Raw genomic sequence first — 16,962 nt, 5'->3', positions numbered from 1 at the left:
GCCTGCGCCTCGCGATCCGCCGGGTGCGCAGCCCACCCCCCCCGCCCCCCCCCCCCCCCCCCCCCCCCCCCCCCCCCCCCCCCCCCCCCCCCCCCCCCCCACCGCCGTATCCGCTTACGGTCGTCCCGCTGCGAGTCGCCAAACCAACGGCGGCCGCCCACTCAGGAAGATCGGGGGTGCGCTCGTGCGGATCGGACTCCTCACCGACGGTGGTTATCCGTATGCGACCGGTGAGTCCAGACTCTGGTGCGACCGTCTGGTGCGCGGGCTGATGCAGCACGAGTTCGACCTCTACGCGCTCAGCCGCTCCGCCGAGCAGGAGGCGCAGGGCTGGGTACAGCTTCCGCCCCAGGTCAGCCGGGTACGGACGGCGCCGCTGTGGACGACCGGCGAGGACGTCCTGGGCGGCCATGCCAGCAAGGGGCTGCTCGCCCGACTGGTGACCGGAGGGGGCGGGCGGTCGTACGGAAGGCGCGAACGGCAGCGGTTCACGGTGCACTTCACGGCGCTCGCCACGTCGATCTGCGCGGCGGAAGCGACCGCGGAGGCCGGCGGCGGCGGATCCACGGCCGACGCCGACACACAGTTCACCGACGGGCTGTACGGACTCGCCGAACTGGCCCGCGAACACGGCGGACTTCCCACGGTGCTCCGCTCCGAGACCGCTGTGCGCGTACTGGAAGCAGCCTGCCGCGCCCCGGGCACCGGGCGGATCGTCCAGGCCACGACCGTCCCCGACCTCCTCGCCCTCGCCGCGGAACTGGACCGCGTGCTGCGCCCGCTCTCCCTCGACTGGTACGACGAGGAGAGCCTCGGTGCGGTCGACCTCTGCCACGCGGCGTCCGGCGGGGCAGCGGCCCTGCCCGGGCTGTTGGCCAAACGCTTCTTCGGCGTCCCGCTGCTGGTCACCGAGCACAGCGTGCAGTTGCGGGCGCACTATCTCGCAGCGGCCGGCACGACCCTGGGTGCACCGGTACGCGCCCTGCTTGCCGCGTTCCACGGACGGCTCGCCACCGAGGTGTACCGGCAGGCCGCGCTCATCACCCCCGGCAATACGCACGCACGCCGCTGGCAGGAACGGTGCGGCGCCGACCGCGCCAAGCTGCGCACGGTCTACCCCGGTATGGAGGCGGCCCGCTTCGCAGCCCTGGGGGAGAGCAAGGACGAGGGCGGTCCCGGCGCCCTGGTCTGGGTCGGCCGGATCGAGCCGTCCAAGGATCTGATCGCGCTGCTGCACGCCTTCGCGGAAGTACGGAAGGCCGAACCGGACGCCCGGCTGCGGATCGTCGGCGCGCCGGCGCCGGGCACGGAAGGTGCCACGTACCTCGCGCACTGCCGGGCACTCGCCGCCCAGCTCTTCCCGGACGAGGCCGCGGACGCACATGCCGTCGGCGACAACCCGGTCTCCTTCGAGGACATCGGCGGCGCCGAGGTCGCGGACCTCGCCGAGGCGTACGCGGCGGGCGGGATCGTCGTCCTCTCCAGCGTCGCCGAGGGCTTCCCGATCAGTCTGGTCGAGGCGATGTTCTGCGGACGGGCCACGGTGTCGACGGATGTCGGTGCGGTCGTCGAAGTCATCGGCGGTACGGGTCTTGTGGTGCCCCCGCGCAACCCCCGTGCGCTCGCCGGCGCGTGCATCACGCTGCTGCGCGACCCCGAGCGCCGTGCACGTCTCGGCGCAGCGGCGCGCGCCCGCGCGCTGGAACTCTTCACCGTCGAGCAGAACCTCGCGGCATTTCGCGGCATTTACCTGGAGCTGATCTCCCGCTCCCCGGTGCGCAGGGAGGCGGACGGCGCCCCGCGCCCGTTCGCGACTCCGCCCGAGGCTCAGGTCCTGGGCAGCTGGACGGTTCCCGCGCACACCCCGAGCTGGGCCGTCGAGGGCGTGTGCGCGGGTGCGCGTGGGACGGCGGACCGCGATGTGTGAGCAGCAGACGGACAGAAGGACGAGCCGGTCCGGCGGACTCGGCATGGATCACGGAGGATTTCCCATGGGCGGCCGCCCGACCGAGGCGCTCGACGCCCCCGGCACCCCGACGACCGGCAGAAGCTGGAACCCCCGCTCGGAGGTCCTGGTCTCCGGACCCCGGATCACGGAGATTTCCGCCCCGGCCTGGGCGCGGCCCGGGAGGGGGGAGATGCCGGGCCTCGCGGGGGCGGGACCGCTGCGGCCGGTGGCGCTGATGGAGCAGTCGTCGGCGAGGGGGGCGGCCGAGGGGCAGGACTCCCCGCAGGAACGGGACCCGGGCGCGGATTCGCTGCGGGACCAGGCGCCAGACCGGGAACCTGCGCGGGATCCGGACATGACCGGGAGTCCGGCACCCGGCCGCCCCATGACCGCCGACGAGTCCCCTGCCGTCACGGGCTGGGCGCTCACCAGCGCCGGAACCGCGGATGTGCGTGCGGACCCCGCAGAGCCGGCACAGCCCGGTGCTGGTGCCGAAGCGGCCTGCGCCGCGCAGGGCGCCGGTGGTGTGGCGGTGAGCGGAGGCGCGTCCAAGGACGGTGTCCTCGCGGAGGCCGAGGCCGGCACACGGCCCGAGGCCGGAGCTCTCAAGCAGGCCGGGACCCCTGCCGGGCCCGCCGCCTGCGCCCCGGCGGCGGCCGGGAACGGGACACGGGCCGACACGCCCGCCGAGGTGGGGACGCCGGCCCGGACACATCCCGGCAGTGACGACGCACCCGCCCCCCCCCCCCGGGCCCCCGAGATCGCGCACACCCGCGCCACCCCCGCACGCAAGCCCAGCGTCTCCCGGCGCGGGCCCGTCGATCCCGTGAAGACCCTCATGCACCGCCACCGTGACCTCTGCCAACGCGCAGTCGACCCGCTGGAGATCGCGGCCGGGCTCGAAGCCCACGGGATCACCGACCGCACCGCCGCACGTTACCGGCACCGCGATGTCTTCTCGCTCGCCGAGGAGCTCTATGCGCGGGTGCCCGCTGTGACAGGGGAGCCGCCGAGCGCGGCCCCTCCCGCGCCGGTGCGCGACATCGAGACGCGCGCCGTCTGGTCGCTCCTCGCACTGCTGCCCGGTGCGGCCTGCACCGCGACCGCCGTCGTCCTGAAACTCACCGAAGGAGCACTCGGCGGTGGGGCGCGGCTCACCGTGACCCTCGTCGGGGCAATCGTCGCGCTCCTCGGGCTCGGCCTCTGCCTGCGGAGCGGCCCCCTGAGCGCCCCGGAGGGCCGCTCCTCGGTGGCAGCCACTCTGTACGTGGGCTGGCTCCTCGGCTACGTCCTGTACGGCCAGGCGCTGCTCGACCAGGTCCTCAGCGGCGGCCCGGAAGGACCCTGGGCGCTCACCCCTGCACCCCTGCTGGGACTTGCGCTCGCCGTCGCCCCCGCTGCCTGGTGCGCGCACCTCTTCGCCGTACACGCACACCGCAGACTCACCGGCAGCCGCGCACTGGAGGAGTTCGCCGCAGGGGTGCGCCCCCTCCTCTTCGGGACCGTCGCCCTGTTCCTCTGCGTGCTCTCGGGGCTGCTCCGCCTCGCCGAGCTCGGGTACGGAGGCGGCGGCACCCTCGTCGCGGCCGCCGCGCTCGGCGTACTCCTCCTGCTCGCCCGGCTGTTGACCGTCCACGGCTTCCCGGAGCCCGCCATCACCGGACTCGCCGCCGCCTGCGCCGTCGAGGCGGCCGCCCCCGCCCTGATCCTGGCCGGGCGGCTGCCCGGCCTTCATGTCCTCGCCCGCCCCGTCGACGCGGTCATCGAGGCAGGCGGCACCGGAGCCGTACCCGTCATCGCCTGCGGCGCAGCCGCGCTCGGGCTGCTGATCCACGCCACCGTCGCCCTCTCCAGGGCGTCCGCCCACACCACCGTGTAAGCCGCGATGAAGAGCCACTCCCTGTACGACCCCCGCAGAGCCGACGCCGCGGGTCCTTGCCCCTCGGCGTCTGCCTTTGGACCCGACAGGCACTTACCGCTCACCACCTCCCCAAGGAGACACCGGACATGACCCCCCAATCCCCCGCACCGGCAGCCCGCCGTCGGCACGAAGGGGGCACCCGATGAGGGTTCTGCTGCTCGGATCCAACGGGTTCCTCGGCCGGTTCGTGGCCGACCGGCTGCTCGCCGACCCCGCTGTGCACCTCACGGCGCTCGGCCGCGGCGACGACGCCGATGTACGGTTCGACCTCGCGGGCGGCTCGCCCGGAGCACTCACCCGCTTCCTGGACGCCGTCCACCCCGGCGTCGTCGTCAACTGCGCGGGCGCCACCCGCGGCGGAGCCCGCGACCTGACCCGGCACAACACTGTCGCCGTCGCCACCGTCTGCGAGGCGATGCGGCGCAGCAGCTGCAGCGCCCGCCTCGTCCAGGTGGGCTGCTCCTCGGAGTACGGGCCCTCGCAGCCCGGCTCCTCGACGGCGGAGGATGCTATCCCGCGCCCGGGCGGGCCGTACGGCGTCTCCAAGCTCGCCGCCACCGAACTCGTCCTCGGCTCCGGCCTCGACGCGGTCGTGCTGCGGGTCTTCTCGCCGGTCGGCCCCGGCACCCCGGCGGGCTCCCCGCTGGGCCGGCTCGCCGAGGCGATGCGCCGCGCCATGCAGTCCGGCGACGGCGAGCTGAAGCTCAGCGGCCTCGGGGTGCAGCGCGACTTCGTCGACGTACGGGACGTCGCCCGCGCCGTGCACGCCGCCTCGCTCTCCGCCGCGCAGGGAGTCGTCAACATCGGCACCGGCCGAGCCGTACGGCTCCGCGACGCCGCCGCCGTGCTTGCCAAGGTCGCGGGCTACCCGGGTGCGCTCCACGAGCTGGACACGCCCCCTGCCCGGATGCCCATCGGCGCCCCCCGCACCTCCTCCGAGTCGGTCATCGAACACCTCTCGGCGACCCCGTCCCCGTACCCCGACGGCTGCGGCGCCTGGCAGCAGGCAGACGTCCGCACCGCCCGCGACCGGCTCGGCTGGCGGCCCCGGATCAACCTGGAGGAGTCCCTCGCCGACATCTGGATGGAGGCGGCATGCCGCATCTGACCAGTGCCGGAACGGCACGCAGGGCCGGCGAAGCCGAGCAGCTCGGCTTCGGCGTCCCCGGCTACGCGCATCCGCTGCTCGCGCCCACCGAATGGGCCGAACTGACCCGCCACGGCACCCACGTGCACTGGGCGGTCCTCAACATCGACACCGGTCCCGGCGCCCGGCCCGACCCGCACTGTCTGGAAGCCGCGGGATGGCTCCGCAACGCCCGCGAACGGGCCCTGCACGGCGAGACCGCGCAGGGCGCCGCCCGGGCAGGCGGCGGCCGACTGCTGGGCCACCTCGATCTGGCCCACGGCGACCGTCCGTTCGACGAGCTGATCACCGACGCGCAGTCCTTCCTGGACTGGTACCGCGTCGAGGGCTTCTACCTGGACCGGTGTCCCGCCGACCGCGCCGGCCTCCCGGAGGTCCGCCGCCTCACCGGCACGCTCGCCGCGCTCGTTGGGGACGGGCTGCTGGTGCTCGGGCACGGAACCCATCCGTATCCCGGCTACGCCGAGACCGCCGACCAGCTGGTCACCTTCTCCGGGGCCTGGGCCGACTACCGCTGGTCGCAGGTGGCGGAGTGGACCGCCGCCTACCCGCCGGGACGCTTCGCGCACTTCGTGCACGGCGTTCCGCGCACCCACCTTGACGAGGCCCTGCGCATCGCCCGCTGGCAGGGCGCGGGCACGATCTTCTTCACCGACCGCACCGTGCGAAGGGGCAGCAAGGGGCAAACCGGCCCATTCGCGGCGCTGCCCGGGTACTGGGACGAAATTGTCTCGCGGATCGGACGTGGTATCTCGGAATGAGAGGGGGCGTGGCAGTGTTACCGCAGAAGAACCGTACGCAGATGAAGTACGTAGAAACCGACCACCTGCATTGTTGAGGTTCCTGTGTCGCTGCCACCCCTGGTCGAGCCAGCTGCTGAGCTCACCGTCGACGAGGTCCGCAGGTACTCCCGCCACCTGATCATCCCAGATGTCGGGATGGACGGGCAGAAGCGGCTGAAGAACGCGAAGGTGCTCTGTGTGGGCGCCGGAGGTCTCGGTTCGCCGGCCCTGATGTACCTGGCCGCGGCCGGTGTCGGCACGCTCGGCATCGTGGAGTTCGACGAGGTCGACGAGTCGAACCTGCAGCGCCAGATCATCCACAGCCAGTCCGACATCGGCCGTTCCAAGGCGGAGTCCGCCAAGGACTCGGTCCTCGGCATCAACCCGTATGTGAACGTGATCCTTCACGAAGAGCGGCTCGAGGCCGAGAACGTGATGGAGATCTTCTCCCAGTACGACCTGATCGTGGACGGCACGGACAACTTCGCCACCCGCTATCTCGTCAACGACGCCGCGGTCCTGCTGAACAAGCCGTACGTGTGGGGTTCGATCTACCGCTTCGACGGCCAGGCCTCCGTCTTCTGGTCCGAGCACGGTCCCTGCTACCGCTGCCTCTACCCGGAGCCGCCGCCCCCCGGCATGGTCCCGTCCTGCGCCGAGGGCGGCGTGCTGGGCGTGCTCTGCGCGTCCATCGGTTCCATCCAGGTCACCGAAGCCATCAAGCTGCTCGCCGGTGTCGGCGACCCGCTGGTCGGCCGACTGATGATCTACGACGCCCTGGAGATGCAGTACCGCCAGGTCAAGGTCCGCAAGGACCCCGACTGCGCGGTCTGCGGCGAGAACGCGACCGTCACCGAACTCATCGACTACGAGGCCTTCTGCGGCGTCGTGTCCGAGGAGGCCCAGGAGGCGGCGCTCGGCTCCACGATCACTCCGAAGCAGCTCAAGGAGTGGATCGACACGGACGAGAAGATCGAGATCATCGACGTCCGTGAGCCGAACGAGTTCGAGATCGTCTCGATCCCCGGCGCGAAGCTGATCCCGAAGAACGAGTTCCTGATGGGCAACGCCCTGCAGGACCTCCCGCAGGACAAGCGCATCGTCCTGCACTGCAAGACCGGCGTCCGCAGTGCCGAGGTCCTCGCGGTCCTCAAGTCGGCGGGCTTCGCCGACGCGGTGCATGTTGGTGGCGGTGTGATCGGTTGGGTCAACCAGATCGAGCCCGAGAAGCCGGTGTACTAGAGCGTGCGTGCCAGGCGTCGCCTGGCAGGCGGGACTTTCGAAACACGCCCTGGTGCTCTGTGACCGGCAAAGTTTGCCGGGAAGGGCACCAGGGGCGAAAAGCTTCGAAGGGGTCGGTCCGCGTCAGGCGGCCGGCCCCTTCTCCGTTCTCTCCGTCACGAGCAGGTCGTGCCGTCCGCCGGGACCTTCCCGTCCAGGAAGTACGCGTCCACCGTCGACGTCACGCAGCCGCTCACACCGTACGAACCGTGGCCCTCGCCCTTGTTGGTGAGCATGATGCCGACGCCCTTGCCCAACTCGTCCGCCATCCTCTGCGCCCCCTCGTAGGGTGTCGCAGGGTCGCCGGTCGTGCCGATGACGAGGATCGGACCGGCGCCCGGAGCGCTCGCCTCCGGGGTGTCCAGCTCACCCTTCACCGGCCAGTCCGAACACCAGCCGGCCGTGTCCCACGCCAGGAACGGGCCGAAGCCCGGGGACAGTTTCCGGAACTCGGGCAGCAGGTCCCTGGCTTCCGCGACCGTCGGCCGGAGGCTGCTGTCCGCGCAGGAAATGGCGCGCTGCGAGTGGCTCCCGGTGTCGTAGTGCCCCTTCTCGTCACGCCCGTTGTACTGGTCGGCCAGCTGCAGCAGCAGATTTCCGGTGCCCTGCTTCTCGGCCTCGTCCAGCGCGTTCGTCAGGACGGGCCAGCTGCCCTTGGAGGAGAGCGGCCACACGATGCCGATGACCGCCATCGACTCGTTGAGCTCGCGGCCCGAACCGGTCGGCAGCGGCTTCCTGTCGATCCGCTCCAGCATCCGGGCGATGCGCTGTGTGCCGGCCTTCGGGTCCTGGCCGCGGTTCTTGAAGTAGTTCTCCAGGGCCCGCTGGAAGCCGGTCGTCTGGTTGCGGGCGTGCCCGATCGTGTCGGCGGTCGGCGGCGGCCAGTGCTCCGGCGCGTGCATGGTGGGCCACGTGTACGTCCCTCCCCTCGGTGCCTGTGCGTACGGCGTGCGGTGACAGGCCAGGGCCAGTGAGCCCGGCGTGATCCGGAAGGGCCCCGGGCGCCGCCGACAGCTTCAGCGGCAGACGGTACCGGCTGCCGGGACCGTGCCGTCCAGCAGGTAGCTGACCACCGTCTTCTTCACACAGGCGTTGCCGCTGTTGTACGCGCCGTGCCCCTGGCCCTCGAAGGTCATCTGCACCCCGACACCCGGGCCCAGCTCTTGCGCCATCGCCTGTGCGCCCTTGTACGGGGTCGCCGGGTCGCCCGTGTTGCCGATGACCAGGATGGGGGCCGCGCCGGGAGCGCTGACGTCCGGGGTCTTCCACGCACCCGCGACCGGCCAGCCGGTGCACTGCATCAGACCCCAGCCCAGATAGTCGCCGAAGAGCGGCGACGCCTTGCGGAACTCCGGAAGCCGCGCCCTCGTCCCGTCGACGGTGAACCGCTGCTTCGCGTCGGCGCAGTTGACGGCCGCGTTGGCGGCCGTCGAGTTGTCGTAACGGCCGTTCCCGGAACGGCCGTTCAGCGAGTCGGCCAGGGCCAGAAGCAGTGCGCCGTTCCCGCCGTCCGCCTCGTCGATCCCCTCTTCCAGCAGCGACCAGGTCTCCTTGGAGTAAAGCGAGGCCGCGATTCCGGTGGTGGCCTGGGACTGCGTCAGCTGCCGGGATCCGAGCCCCGGGATCGGTTGCTTCTCCAGCCGGTCGAGAAGTTCGGCGATCCCCTGCTCGACCTCCTTCCCGGTTGTTCCGGGAAGCTTGCAGGCGGCGCCGCGATCCGCGCAGTTCTGGGTGAAGTTGTCCAGCGCCAGCTGGAAGCCCTTCGCCTGGCCGAGGGAGGACTGCTCGTAGTCCTCGGTCGGGTCGACGACCCCGTCGAACACCGCCCTGCCGACCTTCTCCGGGAACAAGTGCGCGTAGACGCCGCCCAGTTCGGTGCCGTACGAGATGCCGAAGTAGTGCAGCTTGTCGTCGCCGAGCACCTGGCGCATCAGATCCATGTCACGGGCGGCGTTGGTGGTGCCGATGTAGGGGAGTTCGGAGCCGGAGTTCTTCTCGCAGGCCGCGGCGAACTTCTTCTGCTGGTTGAGGAAGGACTGCTCCTCGGTGGCGTTGTCCGGCGTGGCGTCGCTCTGGAAGCGCGCGTCGAGCTGTTGGTCGTTCTCGCACTTCACCCCTTCGCTGCGGCCGACCCCGCGCGGATCGAAGCTCACCAGGTCGTAACGGGTACGGAGGTTGGCGTACGTGGGGCCGAAGGCGGGCAGCGTGGCGACGCCGGAGGCGCCGGGGCCGCCGAAGTTGAAGATGAGCGAGCCGATTCGCTTGTTCTGGTTGACGGCCCTGGCGCGGATCAGCGCCAGCGCGATCGTGTCGCCGCCCGGCTTCGCGTAATCGAGCGGGACCTTCATGAAGGAGCACTCCCAGACGGCGCCGCCGGGGAGCGGGGTCGGGGCGGTTCCGCCGCCCTGCGCCGTGGACGGGGCCTGGCAGGGCTTCCACGTCAACTTCTGGGAGGCCAGGTCGGCCGCTCCGGATGGGTTGGCGGTGTTCGCCGCGTGCGGAGAGCTCTTCGTACGGTCCGTACCGGTGGCCCCGTTGCCGCTGTTGTCCGAACAGGCGGTGAGGGGCAGCAGAACGGTGGCGGTGGCCGCGAGGGCCGCGGCGCGCAAGGCAGGGGAGGTCCTCATCGCCCCATCGTGCGACGGCGTGCGGGGCGGCGCGCGGGACGCCGGTCCAAGTGGGTGGCCCAGGGCACCCGGGTACGGGGTCGACCCGGGGCAGGTGCCGTGGGGGGTTCTCCCCCGTGGGCGGTTTCCCCAGGGTGGCGGCGGCGTGTCAGAGGGCGCCCTTGCGGGTGAGGCGGTTGAAGCAGAGCCAGCCGGGCAGGACCGGCAGCCACAGGGTCATCAGCCGGAACAGCAGCACGGCGGGCGCCGCGACCTCCTTCGGCAGGCCGACCGCGATCAGTCCCAGCGTCAGCGCGCCCTCGACCGCACCCATACCGCCCGGCGTCGGCGCCGCCGACCCCAGTGCGTTGCCGGCGAGGAAGACCACCGCGATGCTCGCGTAGCTGAGCTGCGGCACGTCGGGACCGCTGAACGCCCGGATCGACGCGTCCAGGCACATCACGAACAGGCCGGTCAGCAGCAGCATGCCGCCGATACCGGTCAACAGCTTCTGCGGGCGCTGCACGACATCGAGCATGCGCGGTACGACCCCGGCGAACAGCGACCGCACGCGCGTCACCACGAACTTCCGCAGGAACGGGATCGCGGTCACCACCAGGACCAGCACCGCGACCGTCAGCAGTCCGGCGATCACCGTCCTGGACGGGGCGAGCGACGGAGTCTTCTCGGTCCCGGTCAGGTATCCGAACGCGGCCAGCAGCAGGATGTGGCAGCCGAGCCCGAACAGCTGCGAGGCGCCGACACTGGCGACGGCGAGCCCCGGGCGTACCCCGGAACGCTGCAGGAACCGCGTGTTCAGCGCCACACCGCCGACCGCGGGCGGCGCGACGAGCTTCACGAACGAACCGGCGACCTGCGCCAGCACGGTCTTCCCGAACGGCACCCGCTCCGGCACGAACCCCAGCAGGCTCATCGCCGCCGCGATGTAACTGAGCGCCGAGAACCCGAGCGCCGCCGCCACCCAGCCCCACTCCGCCTGCTCGACAACCGCGCCGAAGTCGGCCTGCGTGACCTGCGAGATCAGGAAGTACGCGGCGATCGCACCGGCGATGAAGCTGAGCAGCGTGCGCGGCTTGATCCGCTCCAGCCGGACCGGCTCCACGGGCGCCTGCGGCCGGATCAGCAGCACCTGGCGGCGGATCTGGGTCAGCAGATCCTCCTCCCGGGCCTCGTCCAGGGCATCGTCTATCGCCCGCTTCTCCGCCTGCTTCTCATTGCGGAGCGCCTTGCGGTCGGCAGGGACCGACGCCTGTGCCCCCTGGGCCTTGGCGAGCTTCGCCGCGTCCGACGCCGCGATCACCGCCTCGCGCTCGCGCTGCGACCGCTCACGGGCCAGCCTGCGCAGCGCCGCCCGGGTGGAGCGGCTGAGGGCGATCGGCTGGAGCAGCGGCAGGCAGTTCGCCACGGCATCGGGGCCGAGGACCTCGAGCGCCGCCGCGACGGCCCGCTCGGCGCCCACCCGCAGACCGGTGGTCGTGAGCAGCTGCGCGATGTCCATCCGCAGCACCAGATCACCGGCCGCGATCTCACCGCCGCGCAGATCGGTCACGAACACCGTGCCGGAACGATCCACCAGGATCGCGTCGCCGGTGAGCCTGCGGTGCGCGATCCGCCGGGACTGGAGCGCCTTCACCTGCCGCCAGGCGCCGCGCACCAGGTCGTCGGTGATCTCCACGTCCTCCAGCGCATCGAGGGAGCGCCCGCCGATGTGCTCGTACACCAGCATCACGGCGTCGGGACCGAGTTCCGAGGTGGCGATCAGCTTGGGGGCGTTGGCTCCGGCGGCGATCGCCGCGTACGCGAGGAGTGCCTCCTGCTCCAGCGCCTGGCGCAGAGACTGGAGGGATTGGCGCTGGGTGATGCCGCGCAGGGTGAGTCTGCGCCACACCCGGTAGAAGAAGCCCTGTGCCTGCTGCTCCCGGTCGACGACCGTCACATCCAGCGGTGGACCGTCCTCCAGAGAAACCAGATAGCGGCGGCCCCGGTCGCTCGGGTCGCCGGAGTCGGGGGTGTCCTCGGCGCGCATCGCGGTGACCGGGCGGAAGCCGACGTGACGCAGACCTGCCATCAGATGCTGACCGGTCGGCCGGACGTTCGGCGAGCCGACCGTGTACAGCGTGCCGTACGCGACGGTCCAGCCGATCAGCACGGTGAGGATGATCGAGAACGGGGTCGTGTAGCCGCCCACCATCATGGCGAAGGTGTCGAGCAGCAGCACCACCCACAGCACGACCCGCCAGCGCGGCCGTCTCGCCATCCCGACCGCCGTCATGTAGGCGATCACGGGTGCGAGATAGCCGTGTACGGGATCGGTGAGCGCGGCACCGGGCTGAGGCTGGGTGAGCGCGTCCTGAATGGTGCCGGGGGCGGATTTGGCGACCCAGAGGTCGGTGGCGAGCGTCACCCCGTGCGCGAGGACGGCGGCGAGGACACCGTCCGCGATCCGCAGCCCGTCGCGTTTGATGAGCCGCTCGATGGCGAAGGCGACGGGCACCAGCAGCACCGCGATGCTGGAGACCAGGCCGGCGAGCTTGATCAGAACGTCGGGTGCCTGGTCCGTGCCCTTGGTGATGTCGTGTTCGAGACCGGTGGTCGTGCCGTGGGCGAACGCGGCGATGCAGAACAGGACGGCGATCGCCAGGACACCGACGAGGAGCCGCATCAGGTCGGAGGGGCGGTGCACCCGGGCGGGGAGCAGCGGCTCGTCACCGGAGACCCGGTCGGCCTGTTCGGCCTCGGCGACGGTCGAGAGGGTGGAGCCGACCAGGTGGGGCGGAGTGGAGTCCCGCTCCTTGCGCTTCTGGGTCGGCCGCTGCTGCTCCCGCTGCTCTTCCGGGCGCTGCTCGGCGTCAGAGGCGTCGGCTGCCTTCGGTGGCTGCACGCCCTGCTCCTTCATCGCCTCTGATTGGTCTTCGTGGTCTCGTATCACCGGGCACCGCCCGCATGATGGTGGCACGGCCCGGAAACAGAGGGGGGTATCAGGGTGCACTGCACGGTCGCGCGATGCGCAAGATACGCCCCTTTGCTCTCGGGTGCACACTCAGTGACTGCACGCCTACGCGCCCCTCGGCCGTGCACCGGGCCGGACTGTCGGTGGCATACGGCACCATGGGCCGGATGAGCCAACAGCGGACCAGCGGCGACGTGGCGAGGGGCGACCGGGCGCCCGACGCGTCGCCGGAGTACGACGCACTGCCGGAGTACGCGGAGCGCGTACTCGATGTCGCCGACCTGATCCCGCCCGGCCGCGTCATGACGTACGGCGATATCGCGGAGTGGCTGGGGGAGGGCGGCCCGCGCCAGGTCGGCCGGGTCATGGCGCTGTACGGCGCCGCGGCACCGTGGTGGCGGGTGGTGCGGGCCGACGGGGCGCTGCTGCCCGGTCACGAGCTGCGGGCGCTGGACCACTACCGCGAGGAGAGCACCCCGCTGCGCGAGGCTTCCCGCAGCGCTGAGGGTCACCTGCCGCGCCTCGACATGAAGCGCGCACGGTGGGACGGCGTGACCGGGGGGCACGGGGGCACCGACCGGGACGAGGACCAGGACGGGGTCGGGAGAGCTCACACCTGACAGCTTCCGCCATTCGGCCCCGTGACGGGCGCAGCCGGGCCCGTCCGATGGACGAAAACACCGGCGTGACCTGCCGTGCGACGCGGAACGTGACGTTCGACGCAGCGGACCCGCCGCATCCCACGCCCCCGCTGGCGTAGCGTCGACAGTTCGCGGCAGGCACCCCCGCCCCCACCATCAGCACCCCCCAGGACCGGCGATCCACGTGAGCTCCTCCTCCTTCACCCGGCACAGTCCGCACCGTCAGGAACGGCAGGGGGTCCTCCCACGCCCGCAGGGGCGTAGGGGGAAGACCACGGGCGCGTACCGGCTGGTGCGCACCCGGCCGGGTTCCGTGGACCCTCCTGTTCTGGACGCAGCGCAACAGTCGGTGGTTGATCATCCCGGCGGCCCGCTGCTGGTCCTCGCCGGACCGGGCACCGGCAAGACGACCACGCTCGTCGAAGCGGTCGCCGCCCGCGTCGCCAGGGGCGGCGACCCGGCCCGCATCCTGGTCCTCACGTTCAGCCGCAAGGCGGCGGTGGAGCTGCGCGACCGGATGGCCGCCCGGCTCGGTGCCGCCCGCGGCCCGCAGGCCACCACGTTCCACTCCTTCTGCTACGCACTGGTCCGCGCCCATCAGGACGCCGATCTCTTCGCCGACCCGCTGCGGCTGCTCTCCGGACCCGAGCAGGACGTCACCGTCCGCGATCTCCTCGCCGGCCAGCTCGAACTGGAACAGGAGGGCATCGCGCACATCCGCTGGCCCGACGAGCTGCGGGCCTGCCTGACCACGCGTGGCTTCGCCGACGAGGTACGTGCGGTGCTCGCCCGCAGCCGCGAGCTGGGCCTCGGCCCGGATGCCCTCGCCGACTTCGCGCGCCGCACCGGCCGCCCGGACTGGGGCGCGGCCGCCGCGTTCCTCGCCGAGTACCTCGACGTGCTCGACGCGCAGGGGGTGCTGGACTACGCGGAGCTGGTCCACCGGGCGGTGCTCCTCGCCGAGCGCCCCGAGGTGTCGGCGGTGCTGGCCGGGGCGTACGACGCGGTGTTCGTCGACGAGTACCAGGACACGGACCCGGCACAGGTACGGCTGCTGCACGCGCTGGCGGGCAACCGCGGGAGAGCGCCAGGGGCCGGTGGCGGCCGGGACCTGATCGCGTTCGGCGACCCGGACCAGTCGATCTACACGTTCCGGGGCGCCGACGTGAACGGCATCCTCGACTTCCCGGAGACGTTCCGGCGGGAGGACGGCGGCCCGGCCCCGGTCGGCGTCCTCACCACGTCGCGGCGCTCCGGCGCACAGCTGCTGGCCGCCACTCGGCTGCTCACCCGCCGGATGCCGCTGACCCGGCTGCCGTCGGCGAAGGTCCGCGCCCACCGGGAGCTCACCGCGGTACGCGAGGGCGGGCGCGTCGAGACGTACACCTACCCGACCGCCTCCACCGAGCTGGACAACATCGCCGACCTGCTGCGCCGCGCCCACCTGGAGGACGGCGTGCCATGGAACGAGATGGCGGTGCTGGTACGTGCCGGGGGCCGCACGATCCCCGCGGTGCGCCGCGCCCTGACGTCTGCGGGTGTGCCCCTGGAGGTCGACGGCGACGACCTCCCGCTGCGCCACGAACCCGCTGTGGCCCCGCTCCTCACCGCCCTCCGCACGGTCGCCACGGCCGCGCTGCACCGTACGACGGCCGCGGAGCCGACGGCCCCGGACGACGGCGCCGCCCCCGCCTCCGAGGAGCCCGCCGCCCCCTGGCTCGACACCGAGACCGCGCTCACCCTCCTCACCTCCCCCCTCGGCTCCATGGACGCCGCCGATCTGCGCAGGCTCGGCCGGGCGCTGCGCGACGAGGAGCGGGCCGCCGGGAACCGGGTACCGCCGCCCTCCGGCGAGCTGCTGGCCCGCGCGCTCGCCGAACCCGAACGCCTCGTCGCACACGACCCCGCGTACGCCCGCGGTGCCCAGCGCCTCGGCGCACTGCTGCGCAAGGCACGCGAACTCCTCGAAGGCGGCGGAACCGCCGAAGAGGCCCTGTGGGAGCTGTGGGCGGGTACCCCCTGGCCGGGGCGGCTCGAGCGCGCCGCGCTGCGCGGCGGTGCGGGCGGCCGCAACGCCGACCGCGATCTCGACGCCGTCTGCGCGCTCTTCGACACCGCGGCCCGCGCCGAGGAACGCACCGGTGGCCGCGGCGCGCTCAACTTCCTCGAAGAGATCGACGCCCAGGACATTGCCGCCGACACCCTCTCCAAGCGGGTCGGACGCCCCGACGCCGTACGGCTGATGACCGCGCACCGCTCGAAGGGCCTGGAGTGGCGGCTGGTCGTCGTCGCCGGAGTGCAGGAGGGGCTCTGGCCGGACCTGCGCCGCCGCGGCTCGCTGCTCGAAGCCGACCGGATCGGCCGCGACGGCCTCGCCGAACCGCTCACCCCGGGCGCCCTCCTCGCCGAGGAACGACGCCTCTTCTACGTGGCGGCGACCCGCGCACGGGAGCGGCTGATCGTCACCGCGGTGAAGGCCCCCGCCGCCGACGGCGACCAGCCGTCCCGCTTCCTCACCGAGCTGGGCATCGAGCCCCGCGACGTCACCGGACGTCCGCGCCGCCCGCTCGCCGTCGCCGCGCTCGTCGCCGAGCTGCGCGCCACCACCGTCGACCCCGATGCCTCCGACGCCCTGCGCGACGAGGCCGCCCGCCGGCTGGCCCGGCTGGCCGCGCTCACGGACGACGAGGGGCAGCCGCTCGTGCCGTCGGCCCATCCGTACCGCTGGTGGGGGCTGTACGAGCCGACCCGTTCGGCCGTCCCGCTCCGCGACCGGGACCACCCCGTGGCGCTCTCCGGCAGCGCACTCGACCAGCTGGCCAACACCTGCGCCCTGCAGTGGTTCCTTGGCCGCGAGGTGAAGGCGGACGCCCCGGCGACGGCCGCGCAGGGCTTCGGCAACGTCGTGCACGTACTCGCCGACGAGGTCGCCTCCGGCCGTACCCCCGCCGACCTGGCGGTCCTGATGGAGCGCCTCGACTCGGTCTGGGACGGGCTGGTCTTCGACGCCCCCTGGAAGTCGCAGCAGGAGAAGGAACAGGCGAGGGTCGCCCTCGAACGCTTTCTGCGCTGGCATGTCATGGACCGCACCGGCCGCACCTCCGCCGCGAGCGAGCACGACTTCGACGTGACGCTCGAAGCGGGGGAGTACGAGGTACGGATCCGTGGCTCCATGGACCGCGTCGAACGGGACGCCGACGGCCGTGCGTACGTCGTCGACTTCAAGACCGGCAAGCAGTCCCCGACGAAGGACGAGGTCGCCCGCCATCCCCAGCTCGCCGTGTACCAGCTGGCCGTCCGGGAGGGGGCGGTCGACGAGATCTTCGACGGCCACCGCCCCTCCCCGGGTGGCGCCGAACTCGTCCAGCTGCGGCAGCCGGCCCCGAAGAAGGAGGGCGGCGACGCCCTTCCCAAGGTGCAGGCCCAGGAACCGCCGACCACCGAGTGGGTCTCCGACCTGCTGGCCACCGCCGCGGGCCGGGTCCTGGACGAACGCTTCACCCCCACGACCGGCCGGCACTGCACCCACTGCACGTTCCGGGCCTCGTGCAGCGCTCAGCCCGAGGGCCGCCACATCCTGGAGTGACCGGGCTGCGGCTCCGGCCGGCCGAGTTGAACCACAGCGGTCGTGGGCGTGCGGCCGGCGACAACCCTGAGACGGCAGT

Annotated in this window: 9 protein-coding genes and 1 pseudogene; 7 read left to right on the top strand and 3 right to left on the bottom strand. The window is 72.4% G+C overall.

Features of this window, described 5'->3' with window-relative positions:
• Positions 1-184 precede the first annotated feature (184 nt).
• From ACIBB8_RS20350 to moeZ, 5 genes are all read left to right on the top strand, one after another.
• Positions 185-1,927: a DUF3492 domain-containing protein gene (locus tag ACIBB8_RS20350; RefSeq protein WP_398953981.1), complete on the top strand. Its 1,743-nt coding sequence runs from the start codon at positions 185-187 to the stop codon at positions 1,925-1,927.
• A gap of 859 nt (positions 1,928-2,786) precedes the next feature.
• On the top strand, positions 2,787-3,827 hold the full coding sequence (locus ACIBB8_RS20345) for a hypothetical protein (protein WP_398954148.1): 1,041 nt from the start codon (positions 2,787-2,789) through the stop codon (positions 3,825-3,827).
• A gap of 184 nt (positions 3,828-4,011) precedes the next feature.
• Positions 4,012-4,977, top strand: coding sequence for an NAD-dependent epimerase/dehydratase family protein (locus tag ACIBB8_RS20340; RefSeq protein WP_398953979.1), 966 nt, complete (start codon positions 4,012-4,014; stop codon positions 4,975-4,977).
• On the top strand, positions 4,965-5,777 hold the full coding sequence (locus ACIBB8_RS20335) for a spherulation-specific family 4 protein (protein WP_398953977.1): 813 nt from the start codon (positions 4,965-4,967) through the stop codon (positions 5,775-5,777). The genes ACIBB8_RS20340 and ACIBB8_RS20335 overlap by 13 nt, the downstream gene beginning before the upstream one ends.
• A gap of 84 nt (positions 5,778-5,861) precedes the next feature.
• Positions 5,862-7,040 (top strand): adenylyltransferase/sulfurtransferase MoeZ, encoded by a 1,179-nt coding sequence (gene moeZ, locus ACIBB8_RS20330; RefSeq protein ID WP_366138073.1) that lies wholly within the window; start codon positions 5,862-5,864, stop codon positions 7,038-7,040.
• Between the two features lie 155 nt (positions 7,041-7,195).
• Here the strand turns inward: moeZ and ACIBB8_RS20325 are convergent.
• From ACIBB8_RS20325 to ACIBB8_RS20315, 3 genes and pseudogenes are all read right to left on the bottom strand, one after another.
• Positions 7,196-7,954 (bottom strand): annotated as a pseudogene (locus ACIBB8_RS20325) (alpha/beta hydrolase); the annotation flags it as partial.
• A 141-nt stretch (positions 7,955-8,095) separates the two neighbouring features.
• Positions 8,096-9,706 carry an alpha/beta hydrolase gene (locus ACIBB8_RS20320; protein WP_398953975.1) on the bottom strand — a complete coding sequence of 537 codons (1,611 nt, stop codon included), beginning with the start codon at positions 9,704-9,706 and terminating at the stop codon, positions 8,096-8,098.
• 148 nt (positions 9,707-9,854) lie between these two features.
• Positions 9,855-12,587, bottom strand: coding sequence for a lysylphosphatidylglycerol synthase domain-containing protein (locus tag ACIBB8_RS20315; protein WP_398953972.1), 2,733 nt, complete (start codon positions 12,585-12,587; stop codon positions 9,855-9,857).
• A gap of 236 nt (positions 12,588-12,823) precedes the next feature.
• On the opposite strand from ACIBB8_RS20315, the gene ACIBB8_RS20310 reads away from it, so the two are divergent.
• Together ACIBB8_RS20310 and ACIBB8_RS20305 are read left to right on the top strand one after the other, a co-directional pair.
• Positions 12,824-13,276, top strand: a complete 453-nt coding sequence (locus ACIBB8_RS20310) for an MGMT family protein (protein ID WP_398953970.1) — start codon at positions 12,824-12,826, stop codon at positions 13,274-13,276.
• Positions 13,277-13,481: 205 nt separating this feature from the next.
• On the top strand, positions 13,482-16,883 hold the full coding sequence (locus ACIBB8_RS20305) for an ATP-dependent helicase (RefSeq protein WP_398953968.1): 3,402 nt from the start codon (positions 13,482-13,484) through the stop codon (positions 16,881-16,883).
• The last annotated feature ends 79 nt before the right edge of the window (positions 16,884-16,962 follow it).

It is taken from the genome of Streptomyces sp. NPDC051286, assembly GCF_044455345.1.
Taxonomy (GTDB): domain Bacteria; phylum Actinomycetota; class Actinomycetes; order Streptomycetales; family Streptomycetaceae; genus Streptomyces.
The sequence above is the reverse complement of the archived record's forward strand: the minus strand, read 5'-3'. Positions and strand labels throughout refer to the sequence as shown.